Raw genomic sequence first — 14,503 nt, 5'->3', positions numbered from 1 at the left:
CCGGGGGATAATCAGCATGGGTGAAAATCGCGATAATCCTGGACGCGAGCCGCGTCGAATAAATCAGCCCGCACGACCCGGCTTTACTCTGGCGCCTGCTTTTGCAGCCTGTCGACCCGCACGACGGGCGGCGCCATTTTGGTATCCAGGCTACCGTTGATGCTAACCAGATGGTCAGGCTTCACTTCTTGATCGGTAAAAACAGCGGCCGGGATTATCGCCGTTATTTCTCCCGTTTTATCCCGCAGAATATAGCGGTCATCGCCCTGACGTTCGATCAGATTACCGCGCAGCGAGATAGTGGCGCCATCATGCATAGTTTTCGCATGCTCCACGGTCATTATCCTGGCGTCCTCCATGCCGCGATACCCGTCATCCAGCTTATGCGGCGGCGGCGGCGCCGCGTTACCGTTAAATCCGCCCTTCTCATCCGCATGCGCGTTCAGCGTTGCTAATAAAGGGATAATTAAAATCGGTATTATTTTCATCACGCCCCCGGTAAATTTAAGATGCTCTAATACGCGCGCCTAATTCAGGATAATTGCTGACGCGCTTCGCCATTGATAAGCATATCCTCAGCCTGTTTTTCCATAGTGCGGGAGTGCGTGCATCCCGCCGCCAGCCATGGTAATTCTCAACGTCGGTCATAGACGCCTCTTTCCGCTGTCGCGTTTATTGTTAGAATAAATAAAACGACCTGTCGCGGTTACTGATTAATATCGCTAAGGGCGCGGTCGGTTAATTTCATATCGACCTCTTGATTCCCTCTTCCTATGCCGCCAGGCAATTTTGCCTCAGCGTTATCTCCCGGCGATTTTGCCAACGTCCGGAGCATGCCGCAGCAGCAAACTCATCATGATCTACTTTCGGCACCGCGCCACGAACGTGATAAACACACTGCGGACCGGCTGACCCGCAGAGGCTATGCCTTGTTAACCCGGCTCAACATCGGCCTCTCCGGCTTAGCTGCCGCCTGATTTACGGCCGCCGCCGTGGCTATTTTGCCCGCCTTTCTTGCCGGCTTCGGACGCACGCTCTGGGTCATTTTTAAAATTCCCCCCGCTGTGCTGGCCGCCTTTGCGACCGGCTTCAGATGCTTTATCCCGATCTTCGGCAAAATTACCTGAACCGCCTCTGTGCTCTGTCATAATTTTATCTCCAGGTACGTGATTTAATAATGATTCAGACCTACAAATCATCGCCTTCGAGATTTAAGGCTAGAACAATGAAAGCGAGAGTCAAATTATTAACAACCTGACATCAGGAATAATAAAATATTTAAGAAAAAATAACACAGCGGCAGCAAAAAATATTTTCAGGCCAAGTGGCTATTAAGGCTATGAAATAAACGAGGCGGGAAGCGCGAAGTGATAAAAAACTCATCGAAATAATTAGCTTTTGTAAATAAATACGGGAAGTGTAAAGTTAATACAATAGCCAGACGGCGCTGCGAAAAATAAGCGCAGCGGTTGATACGGCAGCAAAAAATATTCGCCCTATCGCTCAAGTTCGGCCAGCGCCATCTCAGCAACGCGCAACGTGACCGGGGCGGGCTCTCCGCTATCAAGAAACCACGCGGAGGAGAGGCCGCACCAGGCGACTATCCACATCAGCAGGCGCTGACGATCGAGTTCTGCCTGCTCCGTCACAACGCGCAAACGCTGTTGAAAGATTTCAGGCCTGACGGCGATCGGCGTCGCGGGATCCGCCAGGTCGGGATTGGTAAATATATTGGCAAAATCAAAGCCGCGCTCGCCGATTAAGCCCTTAGGGTCAATGGCCAGCCATCCGCAAGCGGCGAAATCGAGAATATTGCCGTGATGCAGGTCGCCGTGCAGTACGACAATGTCGCGGGGAGCGGACAGCAGCGCCTTCGCCACCGCTGCGCAGCGGATCAGAATGCCGCCATGAGTTCGCGCGGCGGGCTCGAGATCGCCAAACCAGCTCTCCAGGGGCGTGAGCTTCGGCATCGCCGCCGCCGGTGGGACATGCAGACGGCTGGCGACTTCGCAAACGATCCGGCAGGCCCTCTCATCCTCCCCCGTTCTCGACATGACGGACAGCGACGCCTCGCCGGTCGCTCGCGCTAATAGAAGCGCCCCGGGCTCATGGGCCAGCGCCTGCGCCGCTCCCCGCCCGTCCCACCACGCCATCAGCTCGCAGCCGGTTCGCTCACTGCTATCTGCGGTGAGCTTGAGCATCGCTTTCATGCCCTCTTTGGCGGTCAACACCGGCAAAAGCTGCGACGTATGGGTCATGACCGGTTCCCCATCCGGAATAAGCGCCCAGCGGCTCAGCCAGGGACTAAACATCGATTTTCCTCTGTCTCTGCGCGAATCGCGCATTTTATCAAACGGCTTATCCATTTTCATCGGGCCAGCATCACAGCGCCTGCGCAAGGCGGCGAATGCCCTCCTCGAGCGTTGCGGGCGAATGGTTGGCAAAACCCAGCAAGACCCCCTCCCGCGCCATCGGCCGCTGGCAGTAGCGGGCAAAGGTTTGGATCCCCATGCCCAGCTCGCGGGCTCTCTCCACCACGTATTCTGCCGTCAGGCCGCCGTGCAGCCAGCACACCAGATGCACACCGGAATCCGTCGGATGAACGGTCATTTTCTGCGGCAGATAGCGCTCAACGGCGGCGGCCAGCGCCAGCTTACGCTCATAGCAGGCTTTGCGGACCCGGCGAACGTGGCTGGCGTAGTGGCCTTCGGCAATAAAACGGGCCAGCACCGCCTGCTCAAGATAGCCGCTGCACAGATCGGAGAAGTATTTCGTCGTGGCAAACTGCTCGCGTAAATGACCGGGAACGACCAGGAAACCGAGGCGAAACTCCGGATACATCATCTTCGAGAACGTCCCGGCGTAAATGACCCGATTATGCTTATCCAGCCCCTGCAGGGACTGCAATGAACGCGCGGCGTAGCGAAACTCGCTATTGTAATCGTCTTCGAAGATCCACGCCTGACGGGATTCGGCCCACTCCAGCAGGGCCAGCCTGCGCGCGAGGCTAAGGGTTGCGCACAGCGGGAACTGGTGCGAGGGTGCGGTATAGGCCAGCCGCGCGTGAGGATAATGCGTCATTCCGTACTCAACGTCCATTCCCTGGCTATCGACCCTCACCGGCCTGACCGTTGCCCCTACCGAGGCAAAAGCGCCGCGGGCACCGTTATAGCCGGGATCGTCGAGCCACACTTCATCTCCGCGCGAAAGCAGCGAGCGCGCGGTGATATCCAGCGCCTGCTGGATACCGTTGACGATAATCACGCGATCCTCCGTACAGTTAACCCCTCGCGTCGACTGAATGTACTGACATATCACCCGCCGCAAAGGTTGATAGCCATTGGGGCTGGCGTGAAGGCCAATCTCGCGGCGCGACTGCCGCCAGACTCTCCCCAGCAGGCGGCCCCAGAGATCGTAGGGGAAGAGATCGGTGCAGCCGACGCCCACGGCAAACAGGCGGTTTGCGCCGCCTCCGGCCTGGCTTTCTGACCACAGGGGCCGCAGCGCGGTGATATCCGGATTAAGCGACCCGACCGACGGCGGATCGTCAACTTGCCCGCCACCCGCGCCGTCCGTATGCGTAAGCCAGTCGGGGATATGCGTGACCACAAACGTCCCCGCCCCCTCCCGCGTGACCAGATAGCCCTCATCGCTCAGACGCTCAAAGCCGGCAATAACCGAGTTACGCGAAATCCCCATCACTTCGGCCAACGCGCGGCTGGAGGGAATTTTTGCGCCCGCGCTCAGGCGGCCGTCGAGAATAGCGCGGCGAATAGCATGATAGACCTGATCCTTGATGGTCCCGCTCTCTAACAGCAGATCCTGAAACAGAGGAGAAACGGTTTTTTTCACAGGCGCCCGCGTCCTTTTGGTAAAAGTGGATCCTATAAATATACAAAAAGCGTGACTTACCTGGAACCAAAAATCCCCCTAACATCACCGGCACAGAGACAATCGGGTCATAACACAAACAAGGAAAAGCGATGCACAGAGCAGCAATGACCGGCGCTCCGGACAATATTACTGTCGAGACCGTTGCCGAAAATGATTACCCGCAGTGGTTAGCGTTATGGAAAAACTATCAGACGTTTTATCGCGTCGATATTGCGGAAAGCACCACCCTGCTAACCTGGAACCGTTTCTTTAATCCCATCGAGCCGGTGTACTGCGCGGTGGCAAAAGAGAACGGAACCGTCGTCGGGCTGGTGCACTACCTGTTTCACCGTTCGACGTGGGCCGACACGGATTACTGCTATCTGGAGGACCTCTTTGTCAGCGTCGATGTGCGGGGCAAACAGATTGGTAAGCGGCTTATCGAGCACGTGCAGCGGCAGGCGAGAAAGCGGCACTGCGCCCACCTTTACTGGCATACGCATGAAACGAACCTGCGCGGGCAGCGGCTTTACGACTGGATCGCCAGCAAAAGCGGGATGATCGAATACCGTATGCCGCTGAGGTAGGCCCGCGCGGGAGCGGCGGCCTCTTCCCCGCCCTCCGCATAGCGCGGCGGTAACGTCCGGCGGCAGTCGATGCCGACCCGCCGGGCCGAGAGTAAACGCCACGCCGCGATCGCGGACAAAGAACGATACCCCGTATCAGCGCTCAGCTCTGCGCGGGAAATTTCGCAAACAGCGGCAGCGCCTCAAGCTGCTGAGAGATCGCCTGCAGGCGCGGGTAGCCGCTGGCGTTGACCACCTCTGGGATCATCATCTGAATGAACCCCCACACCACGGCGCTGGTAATGGCGACCTGATCCAGGCTGGCGTCGTTGATTTGACGATGCTGCAGCCCGGCCTCCCATGCGGCGCAATCCGCCAGCAGCTGCCGGGTGACCCGGTCTATCCACGGCTGGTGCCTTTTCTCCTCCGGCCGCAGGCGATGCTCGTAGACGTGCTGCACCGCCTTCTCACTCGCCGCGAGCGCCAGCCCGAGCAGGCGGCTATCCTCCGCCAGCGCCGCAATATCCGCGGGCAAAAGCTTAGCGGCGGCATCCGCCTGCGCTTCCAGATAGTGCAATATCAGAGTGGAATCCATTAATACCGTGCCGTCATCCAGCAGCAGGGTTGGGGCTTTCACCGCCGGATTCAGCTCGGCAAAGGCCGCATAGTCGCTAAACACAGACAGCGGCCGGTGGTCAAAAGCCACGCCGTAAGCCGCCAGCGATATTGCTACGCGCCGCACATAGGGTGAATCCAGCATGCCAATCAGTTTCATTACCACTCCTCGTTAATTTGTGGATGCTAACCTTACTACGCGCGCGCAGGCACGCTTTATGCACTAGCGGACGAGCAGGCCGAGAACGTTTTCCTCAAACGCCCGTCAGAACTAAGATAAACATGGAATAGCGCGCCGTTCAGGGTAAAGTAAGCGACTCTCAGCGTGATAGCGACATTCGAAAAGACCGGCGTCACGCCCTGATAATTGGCAAAGGCATGAACACCGTACCCGCATAGGTCAGAGGACCTCGGGCCAGGACTTATTCCCTCGCGCAGACTGGCACCCATTAGTCCGATCCAACAAGGAAATATATGCTGACCACACTGATCTACCGGAGTCAGTTAGCTCCCGCCTGGCAGACGACCGGCCTGGGCACTCTCGTCAGCCGGGCACGACAGAAAAACACAAACCTCCACGTCACGGGTATCCTGATTTTTAGTGGGTCCCAGTTTTTTCAGGTCCTGGAGGGCGATGAGCAGGTGGTCGATGCGCTATTCAGCCAGATCCGCAACGACCCGCGCCACACCGACGTGGTGGAGCTAATGCGCGATTACTCTGCCTACCGGCGGTTTCGCGATATCGGTATGCATCTGTTTGATTTGCAGCTAAACAAGCCGGGGGCGTTGACGGAACAAATCCTCCATTTAGGTGAGTTCAGAAACGCACTCTCTGCGGATGACCGGATGTTCAAGTTTATCAAGGCCTTTATCGCGCACGGCGGGCGCTATATTCTGCCGGAAGGGCTCAATCCCGCGCTGTGGACTATGGAGAGCCGTGGCACCCCTTCGCTCTGCCCGCTGTCGGGATTGTCTCCCGGGCAGCCCTGCCAGTTTGCGCTTCAGCCGATTGTCGAGCCGGAAAGCGGCCATATCTCATCGTTTGAGGCGCTGATCCGCAGCCCATCTGGCGGCTCACCGGCGGAGATGTTCTCCTCGGTGCCGGAAAAGAAGCGCTATGATTTCGATCTGGAAACCAAAGCCTACGCCTTTTCGCTTGCCGGCAGCATTAACCTCGGCGAACAGCGGCTGGCGGTTAACCTGCTGCCGGGCTCGCTGTATAACCGCTCCGGCTCGGTGGCGTTTTTACTGGATAAAATCCGCGACGCCGGGCTAAAGCCGGAGCAAATTATAATAGAAGTCACCGAAACCGAGGTTATCTCCGGTTTCACAGAGTTTCAGCAGGTGCTGAAGGATATCCGCGTGGCCGGCATGAGCCTGGCCATCGATGATTTTGGCGCCGGCTATTCTGGACTTTCGCTGCTGACCCGCTTCCAGCCGAATAAGATTAAGATCGACGCCGAGCTGGTGCGCAATATTCATATGAGCGGAGCCAAGCAGGCGATTGTGGTGTCCGTGGTCAGATGCTGCGAAGACCTCGGGATCACCGTCGTCGCCGAGGGCGTGGAGACCATTGCAGAGTGGTGCTGGCTTCACGCCATCGGAATTCGTCTTTTCCAGGGCTTTTTATTCTCCCGACCCCAGCTGAACGGCGTCGGAGAAGTCCGCTGGCCGGTCAGGGTCCCCGGCAAAGGGCTGCCAGCGGCCGCACTGGCGCCATAACCGGCGGTGAATATCCCCTTCACGCCGCCATCAGGGCGCACGAGCCCAGCGGCGGAGGCCGGATAATCTCCGCCGCTAATGACCAAAAAATCAGCTGAAGAGCGGTTTATCCGCCGGCGCTGAAGCGGGCCCGGGCATTGTCACCCTGAACGTCTCGCGCAGTACCTGCGGGAGCTCGTCATCGGAGAGCAGCCGCTGGCGCGTCTCCTGACCGCGGATCGTCTTAAGCGTCTGGCCGGAGAGAATATCTCTGCCGTCAGGGTGGTGTAACACGACCACTAATTGCCTGACAAACACGGTGTCCGGGTGGGTGGAATTCAGATAGTTGGCGGGCTCAAAATCAATCAGCTCGTGGCGCGAGAGATCGAAACTGTATTGGTTGTGCCAGCCGCTATCAACCCGCGCCTGCAGCGTATACACGCCGGTCGCATCGAGGCTGAGACGGAAGGTATCCGGATTCTGCGGCTGTTCAGTATCAAGAATTGCGAGGTCAACGGGCGCCCGTATTCCATAATGACCAAAACCGAGATCGCACAGCCAGCGCCTGCCTTCAACAAAAGCAATCACCACCATATGCGTTCGCGGACGGCGGGCCGGATAGAACATCGGGCGCGCGGCGGCAAACTGGTAAGGGATACCCAGCGCTTCAAGCGCCATGGCAAACAGCGCGTTCACTTCGTAGCAATATCCGCCCCGCAGCCGTCCAATCAGTTTTTCGACAATATCTTCCGGGACCAGCGAGACGCCTTTCCCGTCCCGCACGTCGATATTCTCAAACGGGATTGAAAACAGCTGTTTCTGCATTATTTCATACAGCGTGGCGGCATCCGCTCCCGCCGAACCGTGATAATCAATGCGCTGAAAATAGGCGGCGAGGTCAAAATTTGTAGCTTTCATGGCAATCTCCGTGTCTTCGTCATCTGCAGCCGAGAATAGCGTTACGGGCGCTAAGCGGATATATTCAGATTTATTGAAAACCAGCCTGTACAGATCCCATGCTTCCCCGCTATCAGCGCATTGCCCTTTCGCTTCGACAGGCCATCACTGCCGGCGCGCTTCATCCCGGCGACCGCCTGCTTTCAGTCCGCAAGCTGGCTGAACGGGAGCAGGTCAGCATCCCGACGGCCCAGGAAGCATTGCGTTTTCTGGAAGCGGAAGGGCTGATCGTCGCCCGCCCGCGCTCCGGGTATTACGTCAGCCTCGTCACCCCCGCAGCCGCATCTGGCGCGGTTCCCAACGCCGCTCCGGTCTCCGTGGATATGTCGACCCTCGCCAGAACGCTGTTTAGCGGTCAGGAGAGTCGCCTGGTTCCGCCTGGCGCCGCGCAGCCCGATCCCGCCTGGCTGCCGGCGGCCCGGCTGCAGCGGGTTCTGCAGTCCGCGAGCCGCCGTCTGGAGGCCTGCGGACAGACCTACAGCATGCCGCCGGGAAGAGCCGATCTGCGTTATCAAATAGCCCGCAGAGCCGTCCAGTGGGGCGCGACCTTCGGCCCCGACGAACTGATCGTCACGGGCGGGGCCACCCAGGCCGTACGCCTGGCGCTACAGGCCGTCTGCGTTGCCGGCGATGTTGTGGCGATCGAACGTCCCGCCTGGTTTGGCGCATTGCTGCTTCTGGAGTCAATGGGCCTCAAGGCGCTTGAAATCGCTACCGATCCGCAGGAAGGCATCTCCCTTACGGCGCTGAATGAGGCCATCGTCAGCTATCGCCCTGCCGCGGTGCTGGTCTCCCCCAGCGCGCAGAACCCAACGGGCGCCGTGATGCCGGTAGCCGCCAAAAGGGAGCTGGTTTCGATGCTGGAGAGACACGGCGTTCCGCTGATAGAAGATGACGTCTACGGCGACCTGGCCGGGGATGCCGCCCGTCCGCCGGCGTGTAAGGCATTTGACCGCAGCGGCTCCGTGCTGTATTGCTCCTCGGTGTCGAAAGCGCTGACGCCAGGCTGGCGCACGGGTTGGATCGCGCCGGGCCGCTACTATGAAGAGGTGATGAAAATTCGGCTGGCCAGCGACTGGGCCGGCTCGCCGCTGACGGAGGCGGCGGTAAGCGATTTTATGTCCCGCGGGGACTACGATCGTCACCTTTTACGCCTCAAGAGCAGGATCCAGAAAAGCGTCGACATCATATCCCGCACGGTAGCGGCTCAATTTCCCGAGCAGACCCGGGTGGTCATTCCGCAGGCCGGATTTCTGATGTGGGTGGAGCTGCCCAAAGCCATTAACGCGCTTGACGTGCACCGCGCCGCGCTCGAAGCCGGAATTGGCGTAAGTCCGGGACAGCTTTTTTCCCCGCGCCAGGATATGAACCATTATCTCCGGCTTAACTGCGCCTGCGAACCCACGCCGCAGCTGATAGCGGCGGTAATAAAGCTCGGCGAGATTTGTCAGCATGCGAATAACAAGAATTAATAGCCTGGCGGCAGCGTTATCTCTATTGCGTAATAATTTTGATTTCAACCAGGCGATGCTGGCTAAGGTCGCTTCCCCACGGGCAGGAAGACTGTTTTGTGAAGGCCCCCTGCTGCCGATACGCCAGGGGGCTTATGCCTTGAGGGCTGCTTAACCCACTCCGGGTTTACTCGCTCTCTTCGAGCGCATCCTGAATAGCGTCAGCTAATGAAGCCACTTCCTGCGCCACGTTGCGCAGATCCATCTGGCTGCGGATCCCTGAATTCGCGGTTGATGAAGAGACGGCGGCTTTCGAGATTTCTAAGGCGGCCTGGACGGCAAGGAGTCGTTTCTTCTCTTCTGCCGTGGCAGCATTACCAAAATATTGTTCTAACATCCTTTTATCCCTATAAGCGTTGGTGGAGCGCCATAATAGCACAGGAAGCGGGCGGTATTATATGAGGGGCAGGAAGTCGATTCCCTCCTCCTTTAACGCCTGGCGGACCGCCGGTCTCGCCAGCACCCGCTGGTACCATGCGGCAATGTTTTTATAATCCGTCAGGTCAATATCCAGGTTATAAACCGATATCAGCCACTCCGCCTGCGCCCAGCCAACCAGCGCGAACAGATAGCCGTCGGCAATCGAGAACTGCGCTCCGGTGATAAATGCTTTATCCGCCAGCTGCTGGTCGAGCCACGCAAAACGCGAAAGCAGCTTCTCGCGCGCAATATTGATATAGGCCCCACCGTGCTCGCTATAAAAGAGGGGAATAAAGGCTTTATGAATTTCACTATTTAAAAAAACCAGCCACTCTTCGAGGCGATAGCGCGCGAGGGTGCCGCTGGCAGGAGCCAGTCCGGCGTCGGGCGCTAAATCAGCAATATATTGAATAAGCGTGACGCCCTCTCTGAATATATCCCCGTCGGCGGTCTCTAATGCCGGGACATAGCCCAGCGGATTAATATCATAATAGTTATTCCCGGCGCCCCAGGTATGGGTTTTGGTATCAACGCGAATAAGCTCAAAATCAAGACCCGCTTCACGTAAAGCAATATGGGGAGAAAGCGAGCAGCTGCCCGGAGAATAATAAAGTTTCATGCAATAACACCCTCACCGTTTAAGTATAGCGCGAGGTTAACAAAGTTAGTTGATACTTTAAAGAAGGCACATTATTGTAGTGTAGGTACATAAATTATACTGAGTATTAATATGAAAGACGTTATCTCCGGCTGTTCCGTCGAAGTTGCGATGAATCTCATAGGCGGCCGCTGGCGTTTACTTATTGTGTCGTACCTGCTGGAAAAGCCGAAAAGGTTTAGCGACCTCCGTCGCGATATCCCCGCCATATCTCAGCGGATGCTCACCATGGATCTCAGGGCGTTAGAAGAGGCCGGCGTCGTGCAGCGTACCGTTTATCCTGAAGTGCCGGTTAAGGTTGTTTACAACCTGACGGCCGACGGTCTCAGGCTGGTAAAAGTGGTCGAGGTCGTTAAGGAGCTGGGGCTGTGGCTGAAGCAAAAGCAGGATCCGACGAACTGCTGACGAGACCCAGTTCCTCGCCGACCGTCTCTTATCGATGAGGCGGTCGGCGGAGCGGGCCTGTCAAAGCTGCCGCTCTTCCCCCTGGCGCAGGGTCAGGACCTCAAAGCCGGTGTCGGTCACCGCGATGGTGTGCTCCCATTGCGCCGAGAGCTTCTTATCGCGGGTCACCACCGTCCAGCCATCTTTCTTAAGCTTCGTTTTGCTGTCGCCCTGGTTGACCATCGGCTCGATGGTAAAGACCATTCCCTGCTGCAAAACGACCCCTTCGCCGGGTTTACCATAGTGCAGCACCTGCGGGTCTTCATGCATCTCTTTGCCCACGCCGTGGCCGCAGTACTCCCTGACGACGCTGTAGCCATTCTTCTCAACATGGGATTGAATCGCATGGCCAATATCACCCAGCGTGGCGCCGGGTTTCACGACCCTGATCCCCTTCCACATCGCTTCATAGGTCGTTTTCACCAGCCGGCGAGCGAGCGGAGAAACGTCGCCGATCAGGTACATTTTGCTGGAGTCCGCAATCAGCCCGTTCTTCTCAAGCGTAATATCGACGTTAACAATCGACCCTGATTTCAGGCGCTCCGTCTCCTTCGGCATCCCGTGGCACACGACCTCGTTGATGGAGGTGTTCAGCACGTAGGGGTAATCATACTGCCCCTTGCTGGCGGGCCGGGAGTGCAGCTGGTTGACGATGAAATCCTCGGCGCGATTGTTAATCTCCATCGTGGTGACGCCCGGCTGAATAAACGCGTCCAGCATGTCAAAAACGGCGGCTAACAGTTCCCCGGCATGGCGCTGTAGAGCCAGCTCTTCGACGGTCTTAATGGGAATGGATGGCATTAATCACCTCCAGCAGGCGGTCGGACCCTGATTTGAGCATCAGCAGCTTAATCTGCTGATGGTTAAGCTCGGGATAGAGCTCGCTCATCATCCCCACGCGGATCCAGTATTCGGCCTGAGCGTTCACCGACCGCGACATGGCCCGGCTGGCATCGCGGATATCGTCATGCAGCAGATCTGAAATTTTTACGATTCCCATATATATACACCGTAATAAAACATATACGTATCGTATGCTTTCTGGCAGCTGAAGTCACGTGCTTAGGCCCTCATGCTCAAACTGTTTGCCACGGATGCGGCGGATCGCCGGCCATCGAATAGCATTAAAAGCGATATATTTCAATATTTTACACACAGCCATGATAAAACGGTCGGAAGATCGTTCATCTCCATCCTTTTTTAATCGACGCTCACCCAGGATTCACCTGCACACTCATCATTCTGACACTGTCAGCAGATAGCCAGGCGCTAACACTAAAATTTCATTGATGAATGAGATGATGGGATTTTGTTTAAAAAAAAACGAAAAAATAAAACCATGCTTTTTAATCCGCTGTTAAATAGGATTTTTCTCACAAAATGATGAGTCATTCTCATTTTTAGAGCGACTATTGCAAATCACCAGAATGTGAAATATCTTAACAACTCGGTTTAAGCAGAAATCAATCAAATATCATTTAACTATAACGAGCGATTTTATTTTAATTTTCAAACCTGACCAAGACTGAAACTTGCTTATTATTTATTGCGAACCCCTAATGATCAACATTTTAATTCACACTCACAACTCCTATTTAAAAATCGGCCTCAGACACCTGATCAAAGATATTTTTGCTAACATGGAGGGGAACTATCTATGCTTCCATGAACAGTACAGCCCACAGACTGCAGCCAGCGCAGATTTTATTTTTACTGAAATGGTTGTGGGTGAATATTTTTTATGCCATGACATTCTGAACAATCAAAGCAATCAGGCAACAACCTTTATATTTCACCCACAGAAAAAAGAAATCCCTGCCGGAATATTACCTAACTGCATTAACAGTGCAGTCTTCCTTTATTCGAAAGACATTATCCCTCGGATTACGAAAAAGATATTTCAACACCTGAGACGAATCCCATTAACCACTGGTAACGATGAGTTTTTATTGAACAAGCTCAGGCGCTGCATTAACTGCCAGTGTAAATCAATTACTCCTGTCCAATTAAAAATCATACACGCCACCAATGCCGGACTTGACAATCTTGACATCGCAAAGGCATTGGAAATGAACTATAAGACGGTTTTCTCGCACAAACAAAATATTATGATAAAATTTAGAATTAGCAACAAGCAAGAATTCAACAAGTTCGCCCACGCTTTTATAAAGAAAAAATAGCCATTGCCTGACCACTTTTCCCCTTGCGCTAAACCTTTAAATGTATTCAGGAGCAGAGAATAGACGCTCAGAAACATTTTTACTCCTTCCGGCAAGATGCCGAGGGGTTGGATGGCGTATCAACCCAATGCCCCAGCGCAATGCCATATGGCTCCCCCCGCCACCAGTAGCATATTTTTCAGCAGCAAACCGCATTCACAGCTGGCGAAAGACGATCCGGCACCTGCGCAGCGGGCTGCCGGGTCGGTCATATAAAACATAAATGGGATAACTGTCACATTTTTAGTGTAGGGTACTGAATATCGCATTGACCGCCAGGACAGTTATAAAGTGAAAACCTCGCTCGCATTCCCGCTGCTCACCCTTTTTGTCGGGCTTCTTATCAGCGCTTTATTTAACTCATCGTCAACCCATCGCGGGCGCAGTAAATGCCAGTGGTCCGATAGCGTGATGCTGACCTGCCTGAGCAAACAGCATGGCGCGGTCGGGCGCATCAATCCCCTGGTTAATAGAGTAAACAGATAGGGTTAACAACGAAGAGCGTGGGTTCGGTGAATTTTAGCCCGTCGCTAACGGCCCGACGAGCGACGGCCTGAAGCCGCCCTCTGCTGCCGGTACCAGAGGACGTTTTTTCGCACGGGCGACGGCCCGGACCGTTAACTACACGGATTTATCGACTCGGATGTTGCTCCCGGACGTCAAAACGCGAACCTTATCGCCCTGACTAAAGGTCAGGCTGCCGTCAACCTGCTGAACGGCCTGCTGCTGGCTTTGCCGATGACGAGAAACCCCGGCTCCGGCCACCGCGCCCGCGGCGGTCATGGCGGTTTGTCCTTTACCGTTACCAAACTGATGGCCCACTACGCCCCCTGGCGCCCCGGCAGCGACGGTACGCAGAGGGTGGGAGCGCGTTTGGCTGCTGATAATCTGGCTCTGCTGCACAACGCCATACTCCACCACCGTTTTGCTGCCGGCGGCAGCAGATTAATTAAGCGCTTCGCTGAGATCTTTTTTAACCTGGGCGCGCTGGTCCGCCGTCAGAACCTGATTGACGCCAAAATAGTATTTTACGCGGTAGTAGCGAACCTGCCGATCGAGCTGACTAAAGGCCGCCAGCTGCTGCTTCACTTTTGCATCGTCCCATTTCCCGGACTGAATGGTCTCCACCAGCGCGCCCTCTTTGAAACCGTCAATTTTGATATTATTCACGTTGGTTTCAAATTCCTGATGCAGCGCCTTTATTTTAGTCACCTGCTCATTGCTTAATTTAAGATGCTGAACCACCGGGTCCTGTGATACCGGCGGAACCTCGCTCGCGCTGGCAGCCTGAGCGGCGGCGGAGAAACCGGTGGTAATGGCAACGGCAATCAGGGTAGTACGCACAAATTTATTCACGAAAGATTATCCTTAATGTTGTAAAAGAATCTGAATTATCATCGGAATAACAAACTCCATCTGTAACAAAGGGTTAAATTTAAATCTGGACAATTAATTATTTGATTATATTGATTGCACTACATCTATTGATGGTAATTATGAGTTCCGCAACCGCGCGCCTGAGGCCTGACGGCGCCGTTC

18 protein-coding genes are annotated in these 14,503 nt (G+C 55.4%); 6 read left to right on the top strand and 12 right to left on the bottom strand.

Translation table 11 applies throughout. The annotated features are described in order from the left end of the window. Nucleotides 1–83 precede the first annotated feature (83 nt). The 4 genes from EDF75_RS12805 to pdxR form a co-directional block, all read right to left on the bottom strand. The gene (locus EDF75_RS12805; protein WP_133599666.1) at nucleotides 84–488 is read right to left on the bottom strand and encodes a YdeI family stress tolerance OB fold protein; all 405 of its coding nucleotides are present in this window, start codon (nucleotides 486–488) and stop codon (nucleotides 84–86) included. A gap of 474 nt (nucleotides 489–962) precedes the next feature. Continuing rightward, a complete protein-coding gene (locus EDF75_RS12800) occupies nucleotides 963–1,148 on the bottom strand; it encodes a con-10 family general stress protein (protein ID WP_133599665.1) in 186 nt (61 codons plus the stop codon). 348 nt (nucleotides 1,149–1,496) lie between these two features. Then, complete coding sequence (locus tag EDF75_RS12795; protein ID WP_133599664.1) at nucleotides 1,497–2,312, bottom strand: aminoglycoside phosphotransferase family protein; 816 nt, start codon at nucleotides 2,310–2,312, stop codon at nucleotides 1,497–1,499. Between the two features lie 70 nt (nucleotides 2,313–2,382). Continuing rightward, the gene (gene pdxR / locus EDF75_RS12790) at nucleotides 2,383–3,852 is read right to left on the bottom strand and encodes a MocR-like pyridoxine biosynthesis transcription factor PdxR (RefSeq protein ID WP_133599663.1); all 1,470 of its coding nucleotides are present in this window, start codon (nucleotides 3,850–3,852) and stop codon (nucleotides 2,383–2,385) included. A gap of 146 nt (nucleotides 3,853–3,998) precedes the next feature. Here pdxR and EDF75_RS12785 point away from each other — a divergent pair, with 146 nt between their 5' ends. Further along, the gene (locus EDF75_RS12785) at nucleotides 3,999–4,460 is read left to right on the top strand and encodes a GNAT family N-acetyltransferase (protein WP_133599990.1); all 462 of its coding nucleotides are present in this window, start codon (nucleotides 3,999–4,001) and stop codon (nucleotides 4,458–4,460) included. Nucleotides 4,461–4,602: 142 nt separating this feature from the next. Here EDF75_RS12785 and EDF75_RS12780 read toward each other — a convergent pair whose 3' ends face one another. Further along, a complete protein-coding gene (locus EDF75_RS12780) occupies nucleotides 4,603–5,214 on the bottom strand; it encodes a glutathione S-transferase (protein WP_133599662.1) in 612 nt (203 codons plus the stop codon). Nucleotides 5,215–5,528: 314 nt separating this feature from the next. Between EDF75_RS12780 and EDF75_RS12775 the strand changes: the two genes are divergently transcribed. After that, on the top strand, nucleotides 5,529–6,776 hold the full coding sequence (locus EDF75_RS12775; RefSeq protein WP_133599661.1) for a diguanylate phosphodiesterase: 1,248 nt from the start codon (nucleotides 5,529–5,531) through the stop codon (nucleotides 6,774–6,776). 90 nt (nucleotides 6,777–6,866) lie between these two features. Here the strand turns inward: EDF75_RS12775 and EDF75_RS12770 are convergent, their stop codons facing one another. After that, complete coding sequence (locus EDF75_RS12770; protein ID WP_133599660.1) at nucleotides 6,867–7,673, bottom strand: arylamine N-acetyltransferase family protein; 807 nt, start codon at nucleotides 7,671–7,673, stop codon at nucleotides 6,867–6,869. Between the two features lie 98 nt (nucleotides 7,674–7,771). Here EDF75_RS12770 and EDF75_RS12765 point away from each other — a divergent pair, with 98 nt between their 5' ends. Next, nucleotides 7,772–9,184: an aminotransferase-like domain-containing protein gene (locus tag EDF75_RS12765; protein WP_133599659.1), complete on the top strand. Its 1,413-nt coding sequence runs from the start codon at nucleotides 7,772–7,774 to the stop codon at nucleotides 9,182–9,184. A 166-nt stretch (nucleotides 9,185–9,350) separates the two neighbouring features. Here EDF75_RS12765 and EDF75_RS12760 read toward each other — a convergent pair whose 3' ends face one another. Further along, entirely contained in the window at nucleotides 9,351–9,560 is a 210-nt protein-coding gene (locus EDF75_RS12760; RefSeq protein WP_045858319.1) for a hypothetical protein, read from the bottom strand. A gap of 57 nt (nucleotides 9,561–9,617) precedes the next feature. Further along, nucleotides 9,618–10,262 (bottom strand): glutathione transferase GstA, encoded by a 645-nt coding sequence (gene gstA / locus EDF75_RS12755; protein WP_133599658.1) that lies wholly within the window; start codon nucleotides 10,260–10,262, stop codon nucleotides 9,618–9,620. A gap of 111 nt (nucleotides 10,263–10,373) precedes the next feature. Here gstA and EDF75_RS12750 point away from each other — a divergent pair, with 111 nt between their 5' ends. Then, on the top strand, nucleotides 10,374–10,706 hold the full coding sequence (locus EDF75_RS12750) for a winged helix-turn-helix transcriptional regulator (protein WP_133599657.1): 333 nt from the start codon (nucleotides 10,374–10,376) through the stop codon (nucleotides 10,704–10,706). 60 nt (nucleotides 10,707–10,766) lie between these two features. Here the strand turns inward: EDF75_RS12750 and map are convergent, their stop codons facing one another. Together map and EDF75_RS12740 are read right to left on the bottom strand one after the other, a co-directional pair. Next, entirely contained in the window at nucleotides 10,767–11,546 is a 780-nt protein-coding gene (map, locus tag EDF75_RS12745; protein ID WP_133599656.1) for a type I methionyl aminopeptidase, read from the bottom strand. Further along, complete coding sequence (locus EDF75_RS12740) at nucleotides 11,527–11,745, bottom strand: ParD-like family protein (protein WP_041145722.1); 219 nt, start codon at nucleotides 11,743–11,745, stop codon at nucleotides 11,527–11,529. Before EDF75_RS12740 ends, map begins: the two co-directional genes overlap by 20 nt. A gap of 559 nt (nucleotides 11,746–12,304) precedes the next feature. Between EDF75_RS12740 and EDF75_RS12735 the strand changes: the two genes are divergently transcribed. Then, nucleotides 12,305–12,925 carry a helix-turn-helix transcriptional regulator gene (locus EDF75_RS12735; RefSeq protein WP_133599655.1) on the top strand — a complete coding sequence of 207 codons (621 nt, stop codon included), beginning with the start codon at nucleotides 12,305–12,307 and terminating at the stop codon, nucleotides 12,923–12,925. 330 nt (nucleotides 12,926–13,255) lie between these two features. Then, nucleotides 13,256–13,450: a hypothetical protein gene (locus tag EDF75_RS12730; RefSeq protein ID WP_133599654.1), complete on the top strand. Its 195-nt coding sequence runs from the start codon at nucleotides 13,256–13,258 to the stop codon at nucleotides 13,448–13,450. 135 nt (nucleotides 13,451–13,585) lie between these two features. On the opposite strand, the gene EDF75_RS12725 is transcribed toward EDF75_RS12730, so the two are convergent. Beyond that, the gene (locus EDF75_RS12725) at nucleotides 13,586–13,882 is read right to left on the bottom strand and encodes a glycine zipper 2TM domain-containing protein (protein ID WP_243733533.1); all 297 of its coding nucleotides are present in this window, start codon (nucleotides 13,880–13,882) and stop codon (nucleotides 13,586–13,588) included. A gap of 27 nt (nucleotides 13,883–13,909) precedes the next feature. Next, nucleotides 13,910–14,320, bottom strand: coding sequence for a Spy/CpxP family protein refolding chaperone (locus EDF75_RS12720; protein ID WP_133599653.1), 411 nt, complete (start codon nucleotides 14,318–14,320; stop codon nucleotides 13,910–13,912). Between the last annotated feature and the right edge of the window lie 183 nt (nucleotides 14,321–14,503).

This window comes from Klebsiella sp. BIGb0149 (genome assembly GCF_004362605.1).
In the GTDB taxonomy this organism is placed as follows: domain Bacteria; phylum Pseudomonadota; class Gammaproteobacteria; order Enterobacterales; family Enterobacteriaceae; genus Klebsiella; species Klebsiella terrigena.
This window is presented reverse-complemented; position numbering and strand designations above follow the sequence as displayed.

Bases quoted from the DNA above. Each gene is read 5' to 3' on its own strand.
- EDF75_RS12805 (WP_133599666.1), bottom strand. From the start codon at position 488: ATGAAAATAATACCGATTTTAATTATCCCTTTATTAGCAACGCTGAAC.
- EDF75_RS12800 (WP_133599665.1), bottom strand. From the start codon at position 1,148: ATGACAGAGCACAGAGGCGGTTCAGGTAATTTTGCCGAAGATCGGGAT.
- EDF75_RS12795 (WP_133599664.1), bottom strand. From the start codon at position 2,312: ATGTTTAGTCCCTGGCTGAGCCGCTGGGCGCTTATTCCGGATGGGGAA.
- EDF75_RS12785 (WP_133599990.1), top strand. From the start codon at position 3,999: ATGACCGGCGCTCCGGACAATATTACTGTCGAGACCGTTGCCGAAAAT.
- EDF75_RS12780 (WP_133599662.1), bottom strand. From the start codon at position 5,214: ATGAAACTGATTGGCATGCTGGATTCACCCTATGTGCGGCGCGTAGCA.
- EDF75_RS12775 (WP_133599661.1), top strand. From the start codon at position 5,529: ATGCTGACCACACTGATCTACCGGAGTCAGTTAGCTCCCGCCTGGCAG.
- EDF75_RS12770 (WP_133599660.1), bottom strand. From the start codon at position 7,673: ATGAAAGCTACAAATTTTGACCTCGCCGCCTATTTTCAGCGCATTGAT.
- EDF75_RS12765 (WP_133599659.1), top strand. From the start codon at position 7,772: ATGCTTCCCCGCTATCAGCGCATTGCCCTTTCGCTTCGACAGGCCATC.
- EDF75_RS12760 (WP_045858319.1), bottom strand. From the start codon at position 9,560: ATGTTAGAACAATATTTTGGTAATGCTGCCACGGCAGAAGAGAAGAAA.
- gstA (WP_133599658.1), bottom strand. From the start codon at position 10,262: ATGAAACTTTATTATTCTCCGGGCAGCTGCTCGCTTTCTCCCCATATT.
- EDF75_RS12750 (WP_133599657.1), top strand. From the start codon at position 10,374: ATGAAAGACGTTATCTCCGGCTGTTCCGTCGAAGTTGCGATGAATCTC.
- map (WP_133599656.1), bottom strand. From the start codon at position 11,546: ATGCCATCCATTCCCATTAAGACCGTCGAAGAGCTGGCTCTACAGCGC.
- EDF75_RS12740 (WP_041145722.1), bottom strand. From the start codon at position 11,745: ATGGGAATCGTAAAAATTTCAGATCTGCTGCATGACGATATCCGCGAT.
- EDF75_RS12735 (WP_133599655.1), top strand. From the start codon at position 12,305: ATGATCAACATTTTAATTCACACTCACAACTCCTATTTAAAAATCGGC.